Annotated in this window: 19 protein-coding genes and 1 pseudogene; 15 read left to right on the forward strand and 5 right to left on the reverse strand. The window is 60.8% G+C overall.

Annotation, left to right across the window (positions count from 1 at the left end; all coding sequences use genetic code 11):
* Positions 1–39 precede the first annotated feature (39 nt).
* From bioB to JJB09_RS15200, 13 genes and pseudogenes are all read left to right on the forward strand, one after another.
* Positions 40–1,044 (forward strand): biotin synthase BioB, encoded by a 1,005-nt coding sequence (gene bioB, locus JJB09_RS15140; RefSeq protein WP_201659757.1) that lies wholly within the window; start codon positions 40–42, stop codon positions 1,042–1,044.
* Positions 1,041–2,189, forward strand: coding sequence for an 8-amino-7-oxononanoate synthase (locus JJB09_RS15145; RefSeq protein ID WP_201659760.1), 1,149 nt, complete (start codon positions 1,041–1,043; stop codon positions 2,187–2,189). The genes bioB and JJB09_RS15145 overlap by 4 nt, the downstream gene beginning before the upstream one ends.
* On the forward strand, positions 2,186–2,824 hold the full coding sequence (gene bioD, locus JJB09_RS15150; protein ID WP_201659763.1) for a dethiobiotin synthase: 639 nt from the start codon (positions 2,186–2,188) through the stop codon (positions 2,822–2,824). Before JJB09_RS15145 ends, bioD begins: the two co-directional genes overlap by 4 nt.
* The gene (locus JJB09_RS15155) at positions 2,821–4,086 is read left to right on the forward strand and encodes an adenosylmethionine--8-amino-7-oxononanoate transaminase (RefSeq protein ID WP_201659766.1); all 1,266 of its coding nucleotides are present in this window, start codon (positions 2,821–2,823) and stop codon (positions 4,084–4,086) included. Before bioD ends, JJB09_RS15155 begins: the two co-directional genes overlap by 4 nt.
* The gene (locus JJB09_RS15160; protein ID WP_201659769.1) at positions 4,086–5,075 is read left to right on the forward strand and encodes a beta-ketoacyl-ACP synthase III; all 990 of its coding nucleotides are present in this window, start codon (positions 4,086–4,088) and stop codon (positions 5,073–5,075) included. Before JJB09_RS15155 ends, JJB09_RS15160 begins: the two co-directional genes overlap by 1 nt.
* 60 nt (positions 5,076–5,135) lie before the next feature.
* Positions 5,136–5,445: pseudogene (locus JJB09_RS15165) on the forward strand (DDE-type integrase/transposase/recombinase); the annotation flags it as partial.
* Between the two features lie 214 nt (positions 5,446–5,659).
* Positions 5,660–6,952, forward strand: coding sequence for an ABC transporter substrate-binding protein (locus tag JJB09_RS15170; protein WP_201659772.1), 1,293 nt, complete (start codon positions 5,660–5,662; stop codon positions 6,950–6,952).
* 58 nt (positions 6,953–7,010) lie between these two features.
* Positions 7,011–7,904, forward strand: coding sequence for a carbohydrate ABC transporter permease (locus JJB09_RS15175; protein ID WP_201659775.1), 894 nt, complete (start codon positions 7,011–7,013; stop codon positions 7,902–7,904).
* Positions 7,901–8,770, forward strand: coding sequence for a carbohydrate ABC transporter permease (locus JJB09_RS15180; RefSeq protein ID WP_201659778.1), 870 nt, complete (start codon positions 7,901–7,903; stop codon positions 8,768–8,770). The genes JJB09_RS15175 and JJB09_RS15180 overlap by 4 nt, the downstream gene beginning before the upstream one ends.
* Complete coding sequence (locus JJB09_RS15185) at positions 8,767–9,645, forward strand: ROK family protein (protein WP_201659781.1); 879 nt, start codon at positions 8,767–8,769, stop codon at positions 9,643–9,645. The genes JJB09_RS15180 and JJB09_RS15185 overlap by 4 nt, the downstream gene beginning before the upstream one ends.
* A complete protein-coding gene (locus tag JJB09_RS15190; RefSeq protein WP_201659783.1) occupies positions 9,642–10,388 on the forward strand; it encodes a GntR family transcriptional regulator in 747 nt (248 codons plus the stop codon). Before JJB09_RS15185 ends, JJB09_RS15190 begins: the two co-directional genes overlap by 4 nt.
* Positions 10,389–10,413: 25 nt before the next feature.
* Entirely contained in the window at positions 10,414–11,208 is a 795-nt protein-coding gene (locus JJB09_RS15195) for a sugar isomerase domain-containing protein (protein ID WP_201659786.1), read from the forward strand.
* Positions 11,209–11,357: 149 nt separating this feature from the next.
* Positions 11,358–12,455 (forward strand): ABC transporter ATP-binding protein, encoded by a 1,098-nt coding sequence (locus JJB09_RS15200; RefSeq protein WP_201659788.1) that lies wholly within the window; start codon positions 11,358–11,360, stop codon positions 12,453–12,455.
* A gap of 161 nt (positions 12,456–12,616) precedes the next feature.
* Here JJB09_RS15200 and JJB09_RS15205 read toward each other — a convergent pair whose 3' ends face one another.
* The 4 genes from JJB09_RS15205 to JJB09_RS15220 all read right to left on the reverse strand — a co-directional run bounded on the left by JJB09_RS15205 (position 12,617) and on the right by JJB09_RS15220 (position 16,933).
* Positions 12,617–13,819 carry a trans-sulfuration enzyme family protein gene (locus JJB09_RS15205; protein WP_201659791.1) on the reverse strand — a complete coding sequence of 401 codons (1,203 nt, stop codon included), beginning with the start codon at positions 13,817–13,819 and terminating at the stop codon, positions 12,617–12,619.
* Positions 13,820–13,862: 43 nt separating this feature from the next.
* Complete coding sequence (locus JJB09_RS15210) at positions 13,863–14,702, reverse strand: carbohydrate ABC transporter permease (protein WP_246748744.1); 840 nt, start codon at positions 14,700–14,702, stop codon at positions 13,863–13,865.
* Positions 14,699–15,604, reverse strand: a complete 906-nt coding sequence (locus JJB09_RS15215) for a carbohydrate ABC transporter permease (RefSeq protein WP_201659794.1) — start codon at positions 15,602–15,604, stop codon at positions 14,699–14,701. Before JJB09_RS15215 ends, JJB09_RS15210 begins: the two co-directional genes overlap by 4 nt.
* Positions 15,605–15,679: 75 nt before the next feature.
* Positions 15,680–16,933 (reverse strand): ABC transporter substrate-binding protein, encoded by a 1,254-nt coding sequence (locus tag JJB09_RS15220; RefSeq protein ID WP_343229036.1) that lies wholly within the window; start codon positions 16,931–16,933, stop codon positions 15,680–15,682.
* A 149-nt stretch (positions 16,934–17,082) separates the two neighbouring features.
* Here JJB09_RS15220 and JJB09_RS15225 point away from each other — a divergent pair, with 149 nt between their 5' ends.
* Positions 17,083–17,937, forward strand: a complete 855-nt coding sequence (locus JJB09_RS15225; RefSeq protein ID WP_201659797.1) for a MurR/RpiR family transcriptional regulator — start codon at positions 17,083–17,085, stop codon at positions 17,935–17,937.
* A 112-nt stretch (positions 17,938–18,049) separates the two neighbouring features.
* Here JJB09_RS15225 and JJB09_RS15230 read toward each other — a convergent pair whose 3' ends face one another.
* Complete coding sequence (locus JJB09_RS15230) at positions 18,050–18,553, reverse strand: GAF domain-containing protein (RefSeq protein ID WP_201659800.1); 504 nt, start codon at positions 18,551–18,553, stop codon at positions 18,050–18,052.
* A gap of 404 nt (positions 18,554–18,957) precedes the next feature.
* Here JJB09_RS15230 and JJB09_RS15235 point away from each other — a divergent pair, with 404 nt between their 5' ends.
* Positions 18,958–20,103 carry a M24 family metallopeptidase gene (locus JJB09_RS15235; RefSeq protein ID WP_201659802.1) on the forward strand — a complete coding sequence of 382 codons (1,146 nt, stop codon included), beginning with the start codon at positions 18,958–18,960 and terminating at the stop codon, positions 20,101–20,103.
* Positions 20,104–20,201 lie beyond the last annotated feature (98 nt).

The following is a 20,201-nucleotide window of genomic DNA, read 5'->3' on the forward strand; positions in this document are numbered from 1 at the left end:
AAATTGATTCTATCTATTATGAAGCAAGGGCGAGATCGCATGTGTCTGAATATTACGGCAAAGAATGATCGTTTTTCCGAAAATCGCGCCTCAAGCCAGACGATCACGCTGGTGGAGGCGCAGATTATCTATAATTCGCCGTTCAATGATCTTCTCTTCCGTGCACAACAGATTCATCGCCAGCATTTCGATCCGAACGCGGTTCAGATGAGCCGGCTTTTGTCGATCAAGACAGGCGGCTGTGCGGAAGATTGCGGCTACTGCAGCCAGTCCGCTCATTATCCCACCGGCCTCAAAGCATCGAAGCTGATGGAGGTCGAACGGGTCCTCGACGAGGCGCGCAAAGCCAGAAAGGGCGGCGCCACCCGCTACTGCATGGGCGCCGCCTGGCGCAATCCCAAGGATCGGGACATGGACGCGTTGGTCGCGATGGTTCAAGGCGTGCGTTCGCTTGGTCTCGAAACCTGTATGACACTCGGCATGTTGACGCCGGACCAGTCGCTACGTCTCGCGGCTGCGGGGCTCGACTACTACAATCACAACATCGATACATCGGAGCGCTATTATTCCGAGATCATTACTACCCGCACATTCGAAGACCGATTGGACACCCTCGCCAATGTTCGCGATGCCGGTATCAAGGTCTGCGCAGGCGGCATCCTCGGTATGGGCGAAACGGCCGAGGACCGCATTTCCATGCTGGTGACCCTTGCCAATCTGCCAACGCCCCCGGAGAGTGTGCCGATCAACATGCTGATCCCGATCCCGGGCTCCAGGCTTGAGGATGCTGCCCCGATCGATCCGATTGATTTCGTGCGCGCCATCGCGCTCGCGCGCATCCTGATGCCGCGTTCGTATGTGCGTCTGTCCGCCGGCCGCACCGATATGAGCGACGAGACGCAGGCGCTCTGTTTTTTCGCCGGCGCCAATTCGATTTTCGTCGGCGAGACACTTCTGACAGCGGACAATCCTGGCGAAGATCATGATGCGGCGCTCTTCCGGCGGCTCGGCCTGGTGCCCCTGTCGCTGGAGCCTGCGGAATGAGCGAGGCGGGGCTCGCCCGCTACGAGGCCACGATCGCGGGGCTGCGCCGCAAGGCCCGGATCCGGACCCTCGTTCCTCAGAACGGAATTGACTTCACTTCCAACGACTATCTGGGGCTCGCCAACGCGCCACGTTTGAAGGCGGCGATATCAGCCGCGCTCGACAGGGGTGTGCCTGCGGGTGTCGGCGGCTCACGGCTCCTGCGTGGCAATCATCCTGAGCATGAGGCACTTGAGGTGGAAGCTGCGCGCTTCTTTGGGGCGGAAAGGGTGCTTTACTTCTGTAGCGGATATGCTGCCAATGTCGCGCTTTTCTCGACCTTGCCACAGCGTGAGGACATCATCGTCCACGACGCGCTGATCCATGCAAGCGTGCATGAAGGTATGTCTCAGAGCAAGGCGAAGGCAATTTCCGTGCAGCACAACGAAGTCGAGGCTATTGACCGGGCGATCCGGCAATGGCGGCACAGCGGCGGCTCGGGTCATCCATGGATCGCGGTAGAAAGCCTCTATTCGATGGATGGTGACAGGGCGCCGATTTCCGAGCTTGCGGCGTTGGCTGACCGGCATGATGGCTTTCTCGTGATCGACGAGGCGCATGCGACGGGCGTGTTCGGGCCAGGCGGCCGCGGGTTCGGCGCGGAACTCCAGCATCGCCAGAATATTCTCGCGCTCCACACTTGCGGCAAGGCACTCGGCGTCTCCGGCGCGCTGTTGAGCACGCCGACTGTCCTATCTGACTATCTCGTCAACCGTGCCCGTAGTTTTATCTATTCGACGGCGCCATCGCCCTTGATGGCAGCCGGTGTTCGGGAAGCGCTACGTATTCTGGCCGATGAGCCGGAGCGGCGGGGCAAGCTCGAGAAGCTCAGGGCGTTTGCCAATGCGCAACTCAATTCGGCGCTTGGCATGGACGGAAGCGGTTCGCAAATCCTGCCCGTGATGATCGGCGACAATGCCCGTGCGTTGTGGATCGCCGAGCGGATGCGCGCTGATGGGTTCGATATCAGGGCGATCAGGCCGCCAACCGTGCCGGAGGGCACCGCGCGCCTTCGCATTGCCATCACGCTTAATGTCGATGAGGGCCAGATTGCCGACATGTTCGAGCGGCTTGCCAGGGTGATCGCGGAGGAGGGGCGACCATGACGCCTCGCTTTGTCGTCTCCGGCACAGATACCGGCATCGGCAAAACGATGCTGGCCGCAGCGCTCACCGATGCATTGGGCGGCTATTATTGGAAGCCCGTTCAGTCCGGGCTCGACGAGAAAACCGACAGCGAGACGGTCTCGCGGCTCGGGCGAATCCCGCGGGAACGCATTGTTCCGGAAGCCTATCGTCTCATAACGCCGGCTTCACCGCATCTTTCAGCCCGGATCGATGGCGTTGTCATCGACCCCGCACGCCTCGTTCCTCCGGTCACGGACGGAGCGCTGGTGATCGAAGGCGCGGGAGGTCTACTGGTGCCGCTTTCGGAGGGGGTGGTCTTCGCCGATATCTTCGCCCTCTGGCAGATCCCGGTCATCCTATGCGCCAGGACGTCATTGGGGACGATCAACCACACGCTGCTTTCGCTGGAAGCGCTGAGACATCGGGCTATTCCGGTGTTCGGCGTCGCCTTCATCGGCGATGAGAACCGCGAGACGCAACGGATCATCACCAAGCTCGGAGGCACCCGCTCGCTTGGTCGTTTGCCCCTGCTGCAGCCGGTCATTGCCGATACTCTCCGGGATGCCTTCCGGGAGAATTTCGACCTGGCCTGTTTTACGGAGACCTTCGCATGACCCGCTCGCCCGTCTGGCACCCCTTCACCCAGCATGCGCTGGAGCCGCCGATGAAACGTATCGTCGCGACAGAAGGCGCCTATCTCACCGATGAAAACGGCCATCGCATGCTCGATGCCATTTCGTCGTGGTGGGTCATCACGCACGGTCATCGCCATCCTACAATCATGCAGGCAATTCGTACGGCGACTGAAACTTACGACCAGATCATCTTCGCCGAATACACGCATGCCCCCGCCGAGCAACTCGCCAGGGGCCTGATCGAAATTGCGCCGGCCGGCTTGCAGCATGTGTTCTACTCGGACAGTGGCTCGACGGCAGTGGAGGTGGCGCTCAAGATGGCGCTCGGTTACTTCCACAATTCTGGCACGCCACGCAACCGGATCGTGGTGATGGAGCATGGCTATCACGGTGATACGATCGGCACCATGTCGACGGGTGCGCGCGGTGTGTTCAATGCTGCCTATGAGCCGTTGCTGTTCGGTGTCGATCAACTGCCATTTCCCGAACCGGGTGATGAACAAGCGACGCTTGCTGCTTTCGAAACGTACTGTAAATCCGGAGGTGTTGCTGCCTTGCTGATCGAGCCCCTGGTCCTGGGTGCCGGCGGTATGAAGATGTATGACGCGAAGGTGCTTGCCGGACTGAAAGAGATTGCCAGCCGCTATGGTTGCCTGTTCATCGCCGATGAAGTGATGACGGGCTGGGGCCGGACCGGCGCCATGTTTGCCTGCGAGCAGGCGGGAATCTTGCCGGACATAATGTGTACGTCCAAGGGACTCACCGGCGGCGCGTTGCCGCTCGCGGCGACGCTCTGCACCGGAGAAATATTTGACGCCCACCTTTCCACGGACCGGCGCAAGACCTTCTTTCATTCGAGTTCCTATACGGCAAACCCGATCGCCTGCGCGGCCGCCGTCGCCAATCTTGAGGTCTGGCGGACGGAACCGGTCGGGGAACGAATTCACGGCATTGGACAATTTCACAGAACGAGACTTTCCAGGTTCGAAGGTGACAAACGTTTTGCCAACATCCGACAGGCCGGAACGATCGCTGCACTCGATCTCAAAGTGCCCGCTGGCGGCTATCTCGCCGAAGTCGGGCCGCGGATGAGGGCTCTGTTCCGGGAACGTGGACTGCTCATCCGTCCACTCGGCAATGTCATCTATCTAATGCCGCCCTATTGCGTGAGTGAGTCCGATCTCGACCGCGCTTATGACGCTATCGATGAGGTTGCCTCCACCGTGCTGGGACAGGGCTGATGGTCTCCGCCTGCGCTTCCCGGCTTGTCGGTTTTGGCCATGCTGTTCCTGGCCGTCGCGTGGAGAATGCGGAGATCGAGAAGCAATTGGGTCTTGAGGATGGCTGGATCGAGCGTAGAACCGGTATCCGGACACGACATTGGGCCGAGGATGGGGACACGCTGAGCAGTCTGGCCGCAAAGGCCGGGAAGATGGCGCTTGACGATGCGGGAATTGCGCCGCAGGAAATCGCGCTGACGCTGCTCGCAACCTCGACGCCTGACCACCTGCTGCCGCCGTCGGCGCCGCTTCTGGCACATCGCCTGGGCCTCACGAACGCCGGGGCCATCGATCTGGCCGGCGCCTGTTCAGGTTTTCTCTACGCACTGACCCTGGCCGATGGCTTCGTCCGTACTCATGGTCGCGCGGTGCTGGTGGTCGCCGCCAATATCCTCAGCCGCCGCATCAATCCCGCCGAAAGGGCGAGTGCCATCCTTTTTGCGGATGCCGCCGGCGCCGTGGTATTGGCTCCGACGCGTGATCGTGGGAGCGGCGTTCTAGCGGCGGAATTGGCCGCAGACGGCAGTGGCTATGAACTGATTACCATCCCAGCCGGCGGCAGCAACAGGCCGTTCGCCAGCGACATAGCTGCGGAAGAGTTCCTGATGACAATGCGGGACGGCCGTGAGGTGTTTTCGCGCGCAGTCGCCCTGATGACAAAAACCTCTCGCAAGGCACTGGAGCAGGCGGGGTTAAATGCCTCAGACGTCACTCGATTTATTCCGCATCAGGCCAATGCGCGAATGTTCGACGCGGTCTGCGACACCCTTGGCATCGAGCCCACAAGGACAGTTCGCACAATCGAAACTTTTGGCAATTCTTCCGCTGCAACCATCCCGCTATCGCTGTCCATCGCGAATGGACAGCGGCGGTTGGAGTCTGGAGAAAAACTGTTGCTCACCGCTGCAGGGGCGGGATTGACAGGTGGTGCGATCGTCCTCGGCACGTAGCTGTCTGCGAAAATGGCGCATTGACTTGTTTTTGTCGCAAAATCTTCGCAGTAGAGAAATGCCGCCAGACGCTTGCTGATCCGATTGATGAGGCCGCGGGGGCTTGCCGAAACGCATCGTCATGGACAAGCTTCGCTCCTACGGTGCGGCACGGCGTCAGCTCATGCCTACGGTCGAGCACCGATCACACAAAGGCTTGAATAACCGCGCCGTAAATTCACAACCGACTCTGCGAAAGCGCGAGCGTGCGATGCAAGCGGTCCGAAATCTCTTCGTCCCGCCACGCTAGAAGCACTCAGCCATTGCCGTCCATCTGCATCGCCTCAGAGCGATCGCACATTGGAAGGCGGTCACCGGGACGGCGGCCTGATCCGAGCAGCAGCGCAGATGTCCCGCGCCTAGAAAGCGGCGCTGACGGTCAGGTGTCCGGAGACGAAGCCACCGGCCGTCAGAATCCGGCCTTCGAGCGATGTCATGGAAATTATGCTCCACAGTACGATTTACAAACAAAAGATTATGTTGTTATAACCTATCTCGGAAATGCGCACTACCCGATAAATTCACAGCACATTCCGAGGGGAAAAATGAAAACTTTGACCGGAATCACTTTGGCGGGGGCACTTGCAGCGTCCCTATTTGCGCCTTTTGCCGCCAATGCCCAGGACATCGAGCTCACGTATCTCACCCACTGGTCGCCCGAAACCGTCGCACTTCTCGAGAAGGCGGCGGGCGCCTACAGTTCCCAGCATCCGGGCGTCACCGTATCGGTCCGCGCGGTGCCGTTCGGTGACCTCCTGACGACCATCCGCTCGGGCGGCGCGCCGACTATTGCCAGCATCTACGACCTCTGGCTGCCCGAACTCGTGCGCGACGGGCTTGTCGCGCAGGCGCCGGAAGCCGTTGCCAAGGATGTCCAGGCCAACTGGTCCGAAGGCATCGCCGCGGCTGCGGGTGTCAAGGGAACGATCTACGGCATTCCCAACGAAATCAACGTCTACGCCCTGAACTACAACAAGGCGCTCTTCAAGGAAGCGGGCATCGAAAAGCCTCCGGCGACATGGGCGGAGTTCAAGGACGCGGCCGCCAAGCTGACCAAGAAAAATGGCGATCAAGTCACCCAGCAGGGTTTTGGCTTCATCAATTCGTGGGCGGCAGGCGTCGTTCATCCCTTCGCCTCGCTGCTGGCCTCGAATGGCGGCAACCTGATCGAGGACGGCAAACCCAAGCTCGACAGCCAGGCGGCCAAGGAGACATTCGAGCTCTACGATACCTTCGTCAAGGACGGCTATTCGGTTCCCGCCATGGGCACGGCCGACGCCAACACGACGGGTCCGTTCCTCGACAATTTCGTTTCCGGCAAGACCGGCATGATCATCATGGCCAACTGGTGGGAAAGCGCGCTGAAGGCCGGCATGGGCGACAAGTTCGCCGATATCGGCACGGCGCCCATCCCGGTCGGCCCGAGCGGCGACAAGGCTCACTCCATCTCCTATTCTTGGATGACCGTCGTCAACGCGTCTGCCAGCGACGCCGAACGCACGGCCGCCTGGGACTTCCTGGCCTGGCTGAATGGCCAGGGTTCCGGCGAGAAGGGCGCATCGGCGATGGCCGACATCCTGCAGTCCATGGGCATCTTGCCATCGCGGACCTCGGACATCGCCGCCTACAAGGATGCGCTTGGCCGTCCGTTCCTCGAAGGCTACGTCGCCTCGCTGGCCGATGCGCGCGCCTTCCCGGTGGTGCTCGGCGGGCAGGAATTCTCCGAGGAAATCCAGCAGACGCTCGAGCAGCTCGAATACGGCAAGCTCTCGGCTGCTGACGCCCAGAAGAACGTGCAGGAAAACGCCACGTCTATCCTCGAACGCGCAGCCCAGTAAGCGGCAGCGCTCGCGGTGGATTGCGCATGCAGTCCACCGCAATCACCGGAAAGCAGGCATGAACCGCGCATTGAAGCATCCCACCTTCGTCATGGTATCACCGGCGGTCGTGCTGATCGGGGTGTTCATCTTCATACCGATGGCGCTCACCATATGGTTGTCGTTTCACCAATGGTCGACGCAGACGAGTTTCGGCACGGCTCGTTTCGTGGGTCTGCGGAATTACGAGGATCTGTTCGGAACGCTTTCGGCGGGCCGCGACTTCCGCGGCGCCTTCATCAACACCGCGATATATACCGCGCTGTCGGTGGTGGTCATCCTGCCGCTTTCCGTGGCCCTGGGTCTCCTGGTCTACCAGACCCGCGTCGCGGGCGGGCAGCTGCTGCGCGCTATCCTGTTTTCCACCTACATGGTGCCGATGATTGCCGTGGCTCTGGTCTGGTCCAAGCTCTATTCGCCCACCGAAGGGCCCATAAACCAGATCTTCGCGTGGTTCGGGCTTGCGCCGCAGCCGTGGCTTTCGTCACCCGATACCGCGCTTGTCTCGATCGTCGTTCTCAATGTCTGGCAGCAGGTCGGTTATTTCACAGTGCTGGCCATCGCCGGCATGACCCAGATCCCCTCGACGCTCTATGAAGCGGCAAAGGTGGATGGGGCCAATCCGGTCCAGGAATTCTTCGGCGTGACGCTGCCGCTGCTCAAGCGGACCTTGTTGTTCAGCACCGTCATTGCCGTTATTAACGCCGTGCAAGTGTTCGAGCCAGTCGCGCTGATCACGCAGGGCGGGCCTGCAAACGCAACCAGTGTTCTGACCTTCTATATCCGCCGCGTCGGCATAGAGCGCGCCCAGGGCGGGCTCGGCTCCGCCATGGCGGTCATGCTGATGCTGTCGCTGATCGTGGTCATCGTCTTCATCTTTACGCTTGCGCGTGAAAAGGGAGAAGAAAAATGACCGTGGTTACAGGTCGCACCTTCAAAATTCGCCGTGCCCGCCGGCGCACGGTCGACGTGCTGCTGTTTGTCCTCATCATCCTCGTTGCCGTCGCATCTGCCTTTCCGCTTGTCTGGATGGTGCTTTCGAGCCTGAAGACACCGGCAGAAAGTATGCAGACGCCGCCGGTCTGGCTGCCGGGCTCCCCATCGCTGGCCGTCTATGGCGAAGTCGCCTCGGTCATCGATGCCGGCCGCTCGTTCTGGAATTCCGCCGTCATCGCCACGACCGCGACGGCGGGCATTCTCGTCACCTCGCTGATGGCCGGCTATGCATTTGCGAAATATCGCTTCTTCGGCCGGGACCTCTTGTTTGCCGTGCTCATCTCGACGATGTTTCTACCGCCGATCGTCACCCTTATCCCGCTCTATCGCATGGTTTCCGCGATGGAGCTGAATGCCAGCCTGATCGGGGTCATCCTGCCCAATCTCGCCAATGCATTCGGTATCTTCCTGATGCGGCAGTTCATTGCCGGCATCCCCGACGACCTGATCGATGCGGCCCGCGTCGACGGAGCCTCGGAGCTCCGCATCGTCTTCTCGGTCGTGGCGCCTTCGATCATTCCGGCAATCGCGGCGCTGGCGCTGTTCGCCTTCGTCTATCACTGGAACACCTATCTTTGGCCGCTGACCATCCTGCAGGGCAACACAGAAAACTACCCGATCGTCATCAGCCTCAGCCGCCTGCTGAGCTACAATCGCGGAGCGCTGAACACTAACCTGGTCATGGCCGGGGCGACGCTCGCGGTCCTGCCGCCGCTGGTGCTGTTTGTCTTCCTGCAGCGGTTCTTTGTCGACAGCATCGTCAGCGCGGGGGTCAAGGGATGAGCGCCGTCCTTAGTTTCGATCTCGGGGGTACGAATCTGCGGGCAGGCCTGGCCAAGGCTGGCGATGTGGTCGCGCCCGTGTCCCTTGGCCACTGGCCGGCACCGCAGGATCTCGCGGAATTTCGCGCTCGCATCTGTGGCCTGATCGAAGAGCATGCAGCAAGCCGGATCGGCATCGCCATTCCAGGCCTCGCATCCGGCACGCGCTGCGTCTGGGTGCCGAACCTGCCCTATCTCGACAGTGTAGATCTTGCCAGCCTCTTGCCCGATATCGTGATTGCGCTCGGAAACGATGCGCAGATGGCGCTGCTGGCGGAAGCCGCGCTTGGTGTGGCGCGCGGCCTTTCCGATGCGATCCTGCTTGCGATCGGAACCGGCATCGGCTCGGCGGTGCTCGCTGACGGGCGGATCGTTCGCGGCCATTCGGGCGGTGCAACGTCGTTCGGCTGGGCGTCGGCCGCTACGGACGATCCGGGTGACGAGGTTCACGGATGGCTGGAGCGCGTGGCGTCGGGACGGGCGATGGACGCGCTTGCCCGACAGGCGGGGCTCGCCAATGGCGCCGCCCTGGTCTCTCGGGCGCGTGGCGGTGACGAAAGCGCCCTCGCCGCACTTGAAGGGCCTGCCACTGCGCTTGGAACGGCACTGGCCGGTGCCGTTGCCCTGCTCGGTAGTCGCTCAGTGATCATATCGGGGGGTGTCGCCGACAGTCTCGACGTGCTGGCATCGCCGCTGCTGGCGGCGATGCGGCGCAACCTGCCGCCGCATCTGCGGGACATTCAACTCTTGGCGGGCGGCTTTGGCCCGCGGGCGAGCCTCATCGGCGCGGCCATCGCGGCCCAGGGCAGCCCACTCTGGAAGGAGATTTCGACATGACTGGTCCGGCCACTTTCGCCCGCCCCGACCGCCGGCGACCCGAACCGCTCTGGCATCAGGCCGGCGAAGCGCTCAGGGCGCTGATCGCCGACGGCACCTGGACCGACGGCACGCAGATACCCAACGAGGCGAAGCTGAGCGAACTCTTGGGCGTCAGCCGCATCACCGTTCGCCACGCACTGCGCAACCTCGAGGAATCGGGGCTGCTGCGGCGCGAGCATGGCCGGGGCACCTTCGTGCGCAGTTCCACCGTGATCGCCGGAGTCCGCGGGCTGACGAGCTTCACACAGGAAATGGCCGAGCGTGGCCTCGTCGTAGGGTCGCGCCTGATCGAGATGGCGGAGATCCCCGCCTCCTCCGAGGTCGCCGATGCACTGGAAATTCCCGCCGGCTCGCCTGTCTGCATGATCCGCCGCCTGCGCGGGGGCAACGATTTGCCGATCGGCATACAGACGGCCTACCTGCCAGTGAGCCGCGTACCCGGTCTTTCTGCGATGACCGGTCCACTGCCGTCACTCTACGAATTGCTGCGCAACCGCTACGGCATCGCCCCGCAGGTCGCGCGCGAAATCTACCGGGTCGGCTCGGTCAGCGCCGAAGACGCAGAGTTGCTCGATGTGCGCGCCGAAAGCCCTGCTTTCATCGTCCATCGCATCGCCGCCGATAATCACGGCCCCTTTGAATTCACCGTCTCGATCATGCGGGGCGACCGTTACGAGATCCGCTCCAAACTCTACCTCTAGAAAGCCAGGGAAAGGCAGAAAATCAATGACAACCATGTATATCAGCCGTCTGATGAAGCTTGCCGAACAGGCGGGCGAGGCCAACAGCGACGCCTTCGAAGCAGCCGCCAGCAAGCTCTCGGACAGTCTTGCGAACAAGGGCCTCATCCACCTCTATGGATCGGGCCATTCGGTGCTGCCGGTGCAGGAGACGTTTCCGCGCTACGGCAGCTATGTCGGCTTCAACCCCCTCACCGACCCGCGCGTCATGTGGCACAATGTGCTTGGCGCCGGCGGCGTTCGCGAACTTCTGTGGCTCGAACGCACCGAGCATTATGCAGAAAAGTTCCTCGATCATCAGCCGCTCAATCCGGGCGACAGTATCGTGATTTTCGGCCATAGCGGCCGCAATTCTTCCGGCATCGACACAGCCCTCTATGCCAAGAAGCGCGGCCTGACCGTCGTGGCGATTACGGCGAAATCCAATCTCGACAAGCCCGCCACCCACTCCTCCGGCAAACGGCTGGCGGATGCCGCCGATATCGTCATCGATACCTGCGCGCCGATCGAAGATGCAATCGTCGATGTCGAGGGCTGGTCGCGCCCCGTGGCCGGTTCGTCCACGGTGCTCGCGATGATCATGATGCATGAACTCGTCGCCCGCGTGGCAACGAAACTTGGCGAGCGCGGCATCGAACTGCCGACCTTCGCCTCTCCGACGATCGCCGGCGTGACGTTGCACGATACCGACCAGATCTACGGTATCTATCGCGAGCGGATGATCGACGCGCAGCAGAAGCACCTTGGTTTCTTCAAGGAGCGGATGGCCGGCGACAAGTAATCGCCGCCGAGGCAGTTGGCCGCCAGGTAATGGCCTGCCTCGCATGGGTTTGGCGGCAGGGCGATGGACTAGGCCTCCATCGCCCTCGCCTGCCCCGCTTTTGTTGAAAAGCCTTCTGAATGCCCGAGCCGACAGGAAAAACCAGCGTAATGGCCACTTTGCAACTCGAAAACGTCTCGAAGTCCTATGGCACGGTCAACGTCATCAGGAACGTCGATCTCGACATCGCCGAGGGCGAGTTCATCGTGTTCGTCGGCCCCTCCGGTTGCGGCAAGTCGACGCTTTTGCGCATGGTGGCCGGTCTCGAGGACATCACCGGCGGCGCGGTGAAGATCGATGGCGAGATCTGCAACGAGATGACGCCGAAGGAGCGTGGTATCGCCATGGTGTTCCAGAGCTACGCGCTCTACCCGCACAAGACGGTGTACCAGAACATGGCTTTCAGCCTGAAACTGTCGCGGCGGCCGAAAGAGGAAATTGACGCCCGGATCCGGGAGGCCGCCCGGATCCTGCAGATGGAGCACCTGCTCGACCGGCGCCCCAGCCAGCTGTCGGGCGGCCAGCGGCAGCGCGTGGCAATCGGCCGAGCCATCGTCCGCCATCCGAAGGTCTTCCTGTTTGATGAGCCGCTCTCCAACCTCGATGCTGCGCTGCGGGTCAGCATGCGTCGGGAAATCGCCAAGCTGCACGCCGATCTCAAGGCGACCATGATCTATGTCACCCATGACCAGGTGGAGGCCATGACGCTCGCCGACCGGATCGTCGTTCTCGACGCCGGCGAGGTTCAGCAGGTCGGTACGCCGCTGGAACTCTATCACAACCCGAAGAACCTCTTTGTCGCCGGCTTCATCGGCTCGCCGAAAATGAATTTCCTGCCCTGCAAGGTGTTGGGCGCAGACGCTGGCACTATACGGGTTGCGACCGACGCATTCGGCGAGGTCGCCGTTCCGGTGGCGCTTTCCTTTAAGGCCGAGCCGGGCGCGCTGGCGACATTGGGCGTACGGCCAGAAAATCTTGCTATAAAGCCCAAGTCGGATGGCCAGGGAGCGTTTACAGTCACACTGGTCGAGCAACTCGGCGACGAGACGCTGATCGAGATTGAAACGAGCGGCGGTGTCCAGTTCGTCGTCAAGACCGGCCCGATGGACGGAATGCGCGCGGGAGACCGGATAGGACTGAGTTTTGCGCCCGACGGCGCCCATCTTTTCGATGCTCAGGGGCTGGCATTCAAGCGCCGAACATCCTGATTTGCGCAGGCTCCGGGGCATCCTTACCGGCCCATGGATGGGTCGCCGCCCTGCCCTGCGTCATCGTCTGTCTGACTGTTAACGTCTTACCACCCTTCGTGGGTGGTGAGACGTTTGATGCTGATTTCGCCGAGAGGGCGATGACGGCGATTTAGAACGCCTTAGAGATCGATGTGCATATTCTCGATCGCGTGATCCACATCTGCGATGATGTCGTCAATATGCTCGATGCCGACAGAGAAGCGAACGAGGCCGTCGACGACGCCCATCGCCTCACGTTCCTGGCTTGGGATGTCGAGGAAGGCCATGGTTGCCGGGACCTGCGTGGTGGTTCGCAGACCGCCGAGGCTGGCGGCAAAGCAGCACAGCTTCAGGCGCTTCAGTAGCCGGACGCCCGACGCTTCGTCATCGACCTGGAAGGAGAGCATCGCTCCGCCGCCCTGTAGCTGCTCCTGCGCAGATGCATAGTTCGGATGCGACGGCAGGCCGGGATAGAATACCCGCTTGACGCGCGGGTGAGCCTCGAGATGCTTGGCGAGCGCCATCGCATTGGCGCACTGCTTTTCAAGGCGCAGCGACAGTGTCTGCGCACCGCGCAGCAGCAGCCAAGCGTTGAACGGCGAAAGTGGAGCTCCGAGCTTGTTGAGGGTGTTCCAGCGCACATCCTCCACCCAGTCAGCCGGCAGGATATCGGATTTCAGCGTGATAACGCCACCCACGGCGTCGTTGTGTCCGCCGATAAACTTGGTGGCGCTTTCAACGACGACATCGACGCCGAATTCGTGCGGACGGCAGACGGCCGGCGATGCGAACGTGTTGTCGCAGATGACGACGATACCGCGCGCATGTGCAATCTCGACCAGTTTGCGCAGCGGCGGAACCTTCATTGTCGGATTGGCGATTGCTTCGACATACAGGACCTTCGTCTCGTCAGTGAAGGCGTTTTCGACGGCGCGGACATCGGTGCAGTCGACCAGGCTGACCTTGAGGCCAAAATCCTGGGCGCGATGGTCGAAGAATTCATGCGTGCTGGAATAGGTCGTCAGGTCGGCAACGACATGGTCGCCTGCCTTGAGAATACCGAACAGCGCGTGGGAAATCGCCGCCATTCCGGATGCGGTGGCGAGGCAGGCGGTACCGCCCGTCAACTGGGCGACATGTTCCTCGAGCTTGTATTCGGTCGGGTTGCCGCAGCGTGAATAGATGTTCACTTCCTTGCGGGCACCACCGACGATCTGGTCATAGATGTCGCCGCCATACTGGAAATTCGCCGACATGTAGATCGGGTAGCTGATCGACTGGGAATGCTCTTCCGGCTCGTAGAATACGGCGCGGCTGGAAAAGTGGAGATCTTTTGACGTCATGGGTGTTTCTCCTGGTATGGCATTGCCCCGCAAAGGGCATGCGTTATTCTTTCACTGCGCCGCCCACGAGGGCTGCAGTGATCTGGCGTTCGAAGATGACGAAGAGGACGAGGGGCGCAAGCGCTGCGATCAGAATCGCCGCCAGCATCACCGGATAGTTGGTAATGTGCTCTCCGACGAAATCGGTGAGACCGACCGGCAGGGTCTTGCGCGCCGGATTGTTGATGAAGACAACCGGGAACAGAAAATCGTTCCACACCCAGATCATGTTGACGATCGCAACGGTGAACATCGCAGGCCGAGCGATCGGCAGCGCAATGCGGAAGAAGATTGTCCACTCGGAGGCCCCGTCGACGCGGCCCGCATCGTAGAGTTCGCGCGGAAGCGTGTTGAAGAAGGCCTGCATGATAAAAATGGAGACCGGAACGTTGAAGGCTGCTGTTGGCAGGATCACGCCGAGATGGGTGTCGAGCAGGCCCGCGCCGCGCAGCATGACCACCAGCGGTACAAGCGCCACATAGGCGGGGATGGCCATGGCGGCCGTCATGCCGAGTTCGACGACCGGCATCCAGCGTGGCCGATAAACAGCCAGCGCATAGCCGGCAGAGGTCGCGACGATCACGGTGATCAGGGTAGACCCGGCCATGATGATCAGCGAATTGATCGTGTAGCCACCGAGCGCGCCGCCGCTCCAGGCACTGATGTAGGCATCGAAGGAAAGGCTGGTCGGGAAGGACCAAACCGAACGCATGAATTCCTTGTTGGTCTTGAAGGTGCTGTAGATCATCCAGATGAACGGGAAGATGACGATCAGCACGTGCACCGAGAGAAACAGCAGGACGGTGGCGCTGGTGAAGTTGATACGGCGTTCGTCGGACATCATGCAGTCCCTCGGGCAAAGCGCGTCCGCGCGAGGTAGCGGAAGATGATCCAGGCGCCGATTGCCGTCAGCACCATCTGGGCAAAGCCGACAGTAGCCGCATAGCCCATCTCGAAGCTGCCGAAGCCCATCTTGTAGAGGTAGGTGGAGACCACCTCGCTCGCATGATTGGGCCCGCCATTTGTCAGGACGAAGACAAGCGAGAACGTCTTGAGCGAACCGATGATCGCCAGAAGCGAATTGGCGCGTACAGCGTCCCAAACCATGGGGATGGTGATCGATACGAATTTGTGAAAGTGGCCAGCGCCATCCAGCGCTGCCGCCTCGTAGACGCTTTCGGGGACGCTGCGAACCGCTGCGGTAAACAGCAAGACATAGAGGCCGAGATAGGTGAAGCTCATCACCACCACCACAGCCAGGAACGCCGTGTCGGATTCACCCAGCCACCCGCGTCGCAGGCTATCGAGACCGATGGCTTTCAGCCCAGCATTCACGAGGCCGAAGTAGGGATTGTACATGAAGCGCCAGAGCAGGCCGATGCAGATCTCGCTGACCATTACCGGCATCAGGTAGAAAAACAAGAAGATACGGCTGAAGGCAGGAACTATGCGTACCAGGCAATAGGCGATCAGCAGCGCCAGCAGTACCTGGAATACGATCGCAGAGGCCGCGACGAGAAGGTTCCTCAGCAGCGCGTGCCAGAACAGCGGGTCGCCAGCAAGGCGAATGAAATTGCCGGCGCCGACAAAGACAGGCGCCGAAGCACCATCCCAGGAAAACATCGAGAGCCAACCCGCATACGCAACGGGATAGGCAACGAAGCCGACGACCATCAACAATGCAGGCGCGAGAAAGGTCAGTGCCGCGCGATTGTATCGTCTCGCAAGGCCGGTCTCAGCATTCATGATCGTCGTCGCTTCCCTTCAGGCGCGGGCCGCATCCGGTTGGGATGCGGGCCGCGATTTTTATCTTGGACCAGCTTACTTGTTGGCCTTCAGTGCTTCTTCGAGGCGCGCGGCGGCATCGGCCGGCTTGACCGAACCATCCAGAACACCCTGGAGCGAAGAATAGTAGATGTTTGTTGCCGCCGGCGGCATCGCCGTGTCATAGAACGAGTCGAGATGGCCAGCTTTGTTCATCAGGTCATTGCTGATGCCGTACAGGACCGGTCCGGCTGCCGCTTCCGTCGTTGCACCCTTGACCGTCACCATCGTCTTGCGAAGCTCGACATACTTGGTCATCACTTCGGTCGACGACAGGAACTTGAGCAGCGTTACGGCGTCGACCTTGTTTGCCGCCTTTTCAGAAACCCCGAACGAGGCTGCCACGCCGGCCAGAACGTCGGACTGGTCGCCTGCGCCATCCTTGACGGTCGGGAAAGCGAAGAAGCCCAGCTCAAAGCCTTCCGGAGCATCGGCCGAGGCACCGATTTGCCAAGTTCCGTTGAGAAGCATTGCGGCCTGACCGTTGAGGAAGAGCATATTGGCTTCCTGGTCACTCATGCCGTTGAAGCCGGTCGGGAAGTAATCCTTCTTGGCAAGTTCTGCGACCATTTCAAAGGCCTTTGCGCCTTCTGTGCCGAGCGTCGCATTTGCATCCTGGTTGACGAAGGATGCAATGACGCCCGAACCCTTCAGGCGCATTTCCAGATACTGGAACCAGAATGTTGCCGGCCAGGAATCCTTGTTGCCAAGCGAGAAAGGTACGATGCCGTCTGCCTTGATCTTGTCTGCGAGCGCCAGCATTTCGTCGTAGGTTGCGGGAGCGGTCCAGCCCTTTTCGGCAAACAGTGCCTTGTTGTACCAGAACACGACCGAATCCACGTCGACCGGCACAGCATAGGCATGGCCGTCCTTGGTGGTCTGGGCAATCGCGCTTTCGAGGAAGCTGTTGCCCCAGCCATCCTTGGCCAGATCCTGATCCAGCGCATACATCTGCCCGCCCTTGACGAAGGCGTTCAGGAAGCCGCCCGGCAGGGTGTAGAAGACATCAGGAGGATTGCCGGAGGCCATGGCGGTGTTGAGCTTGGTCTTGTAGGACGACTGTTCCGCAGCCACGACGTCCAGCTTGATGTCCGGATGCTTCTTGGCAAATTCGCCCAGTGCGAAATTGATGAAATCGACCTTGTCCTGCTGGCCCGCATAGGCATGCCAGAAGGAGAGTTCACCGGCCATCGCCGGGAACGCGGACAGCGCAAACGCCGCACCGGCGATGAAAAGATTCTTAAGCCTCACGATATCCTCCCCAATAGTGTCAGTCAGCTTTGTATAGCTCGCCGCAGTGATGCCACACCAAAAATCTCATGTCTATAGTGACACCACAACGGCCGCATGCTAGTCACAGGTTGCTGGCGTCAGCCCGCATCAGCCGCAAAAGAGCCGCCATGAATGTTGATTTGCGTGGTCCATCAAGCCCAGCCAGCAGCCGGCTGCGGAGCGTCCTGCCGAAATTGTCGGACTCGGAGCGCCGTGTTGCCCTGTGGGTGCTCGACAACGTCGAGAGTTCGATCCGGCAATCCATGTCGGCAATCGCCCAGGCAACCGATGTCAGCGACACGACGGTTCTGCGCATGTGCCGCACGGCAGGATTTGAAGGGTTTACGGACCTCAAGCTTGCCTTGGCGCAGGAGCCACGCGAAAGCCGAGGCGAAGCCGCCGCCGAGCCGCACGCCGGCGATCTGCAAGTCGCAGGCCGGCTTTTCCGCGCGGTGGCGCAGGCGATCCACGACACGCATGGGGTCCTCGACGAGGCAATATTCGCCAAGGCCTTGGATCTGATCGCGGGCGCGCGCCATATCCTGGTTGGTGGTGTCGGTGGTTCGGGCATCGTCGCTCAAGCTTTCTACCAGCGCTGCGTTCGTCTGGGTCTGCGCTGTGACGCGCCGATCGATTCCCAGTTGCAGATCATGCATTCGGCATTGACGGGTCCGGGGGATCTCGTCGTCGCCATTTCCTATTCGGGCATTTCCAGCGATCCGGTCCTGGTGTTGCAGGAGGCGAAGGCACGCGGTGCCGCGACGCTCTGCATCACCGGCAACAGTGCCTCGCCCCTTGCCCGTCTTGCCGATGTCGTTCTCGTCAGTGTCTCGCACGAGCAGGGCAGTGAACCGATGGCGGCACAGATTGCGCAGATAACTATGGTCGATGCCCTCTACTCGGCGCTCGTCGCGCGCAATGTCGAGCGTGCGCAGCTCACCGAGGAGCGCATGGTCAATGCGATCCTGCCGAAATCAATGTAGTGGACCTTGCAGGCCCCGGCGCTGCCGCCTGCCCGCCGGCGCTTGGGATTCCGGCGGGCGTCCTTGAGTTCCTTCACGGCGCTTTCATAGGTCTGCGAGCCATTGCCCCAGATCAAGCTTCCTTCTGGTCGCAGCTTTTGGACAACAGCAGGAACGCGATCGTCGCATAGGGTAGAAGTGCCGGCACCGATGCTAGCCGCTCCGGCGTGTAGTAGCCGGCCTCATCCAGCAGATTGATTGTGCCGATTACTTCTCCGCCGACGACGACGGGAATGTTCGCATTGGATTCGCAGCCGAGGGACTGGATCAGTTCCCAGTCAAAGAAGACTTCGGCGATCTCCTCAATCCTCAGGCTGGAAAAGACCTCATGCCGGACCAGGACCTTGTCCCACCACTTGTCTTCCGAAATCGGCTTGAAGCCTCCAACCGGATAGGCGACCGGATTATCTGAAAACACCCGACGCGATTGCATTGCCTTCATATCGAAGACAGACGCGGTCAGAAGTTTGGTGCCGATCGTCGCCCGCACCAGTTCCGCCAGTGCCGAAAACGCGACATCCGCCGACTGCTGACGGACGGCATTCATAAATGTCTGGATTAGCTGTTCTGGCAACATGTGTCCCCCTCTTCTCATGGGCAAAAATAGTCGGTATTCAGTATGTCGACAAGAGCAAATTTTTAGTATGAGTGAAAAAATGCATGACGAGGAGTGGGCTTCATGCCAATGGTCAAGGCTCGTTGCCAGAACAAGGAGCATCCGATGGAGGTACCGGTGGACAACGGAACCAATCGCGCGACTTCACAACTGCGGTTGAGGCCCAGGATGCCCTTGCTATGATCGAGGCGAAACGCGAGTTTCTTGTTGCCATCGCGAGTGGGAGCACGAGAACCTGATCCAGGCTGGCGACGTCAACAACGCCGCTTTCCTTCCCGTCCACAGGCCCTAGTTTTTGCGTTAAATTCATCCTGCGTCAGGGGGCCGTCCCGCGATCCCGGCGCTTTGTATCAAAAGGAACCAACATGTCGTCAGCTCCCCGCCCTACCCCCATTTCAGATGCCGAACGCCAGTTGCGGCTCGGCCGACTGCGCGCAAGTATGGATGCGGCAAACGTGCAAGGCGTGCTGCTTGGTTCGACAGAAAGCCTGCGTTATTTCACCGGCCTGGTGTGGTATCCGAGCGAGCGCCTGCTTGGCGCACTCGTGACAGCAACGGGCCTCTTCTACATCGTGCCGGGCTTTGAGCTGAGCAAGGTTGACAGCATGCCGAAGCTAGCTGGCGAGATCGTCACCTGGCAGGAGGACGAGAGCAACGCCGAACGCATTTCTGCCTTGCTGGGACCGAAGGATCGGCTCGCGCTCGACGACGCATTGCCGCTTTTCGCCTATCATGCGCTGGCAAAAAGCTTCGGTGCGGACCGGCTGGTTGATGGTGGGCGGTTGATCCGCGATATCAGGCTGCGCAAGTCTGCAGCCGAAATCGACATCATTCAATACGCCATGAACCTGACGCTGGAAGTTCAGCGCCGTGCCCATGCCTTCATCAAGCCGGGCATCAAGGCGTCCGAGGTTATCCGCTATATCGACGAGCAGCATCGTGCACTCGGTGCCGCCGGCGGTTCGAGCTTCTGCATCGTCTCCTTCGGCGAAGCGACATCCTTGCCGCATGGCGCCGAAGGCGAACAGACCTATGCGTCGGGCGACGTCGTCCTGGTCGATACCGGTTGCCGGATCGACGGTTATCATTCCGACCTGACCCGGACATATGTTCTTGACGAACCCGATGCCGATTTTGCCCGCGCCTGGGCGATTGAACGCGAAGCCCAACAGGCAGTGTTTGACGCCGCCCGGCTTGGCGCTGCTTGCGGCAGCCTTGACGATGCCGCGCGTGCGACGATTGAGCGGCACGGATTGGGCCCGGATTATGCGCTTCCCGGCCTGCCCCACCGCGCCGGACACGGTCTCGGTCTCGAGATCCATGAAGAGCCCTACATCGTTCGCGGCAATGCTACCAAACTCGATATCGGCATGTGCTTTTCAAACGAACCCATGATTGTCTTCCCGGGTCGCTATGGTATCCGCCTAGAAGATCACATCTACATGACCGAATCCGGGGCGGCCAAATGGTTCACATTGCCGGCAAAGGGTCCTGCAGAGCCATTCGCCTGATCCGCAGTACTGAATTGTTGCGCCCTTTCCACGCCTTAGGCACGGAAAGGGCGCTTCTGGCGGCGTCCCATGCATTCGCGCGACGGCCGGCCGAGGCC

The organism is Phytoamicus setariae, assembly GCF_016722925.1.
In the GTDB taxonomy this organism is placed as follows: domain Bacteria; phylum Pseudomonadota; class Alphaproteobacteria; order Rhizobiales; family Rhizobiaceae; genus Rhizobium_E; species Rhizobium_E setariae.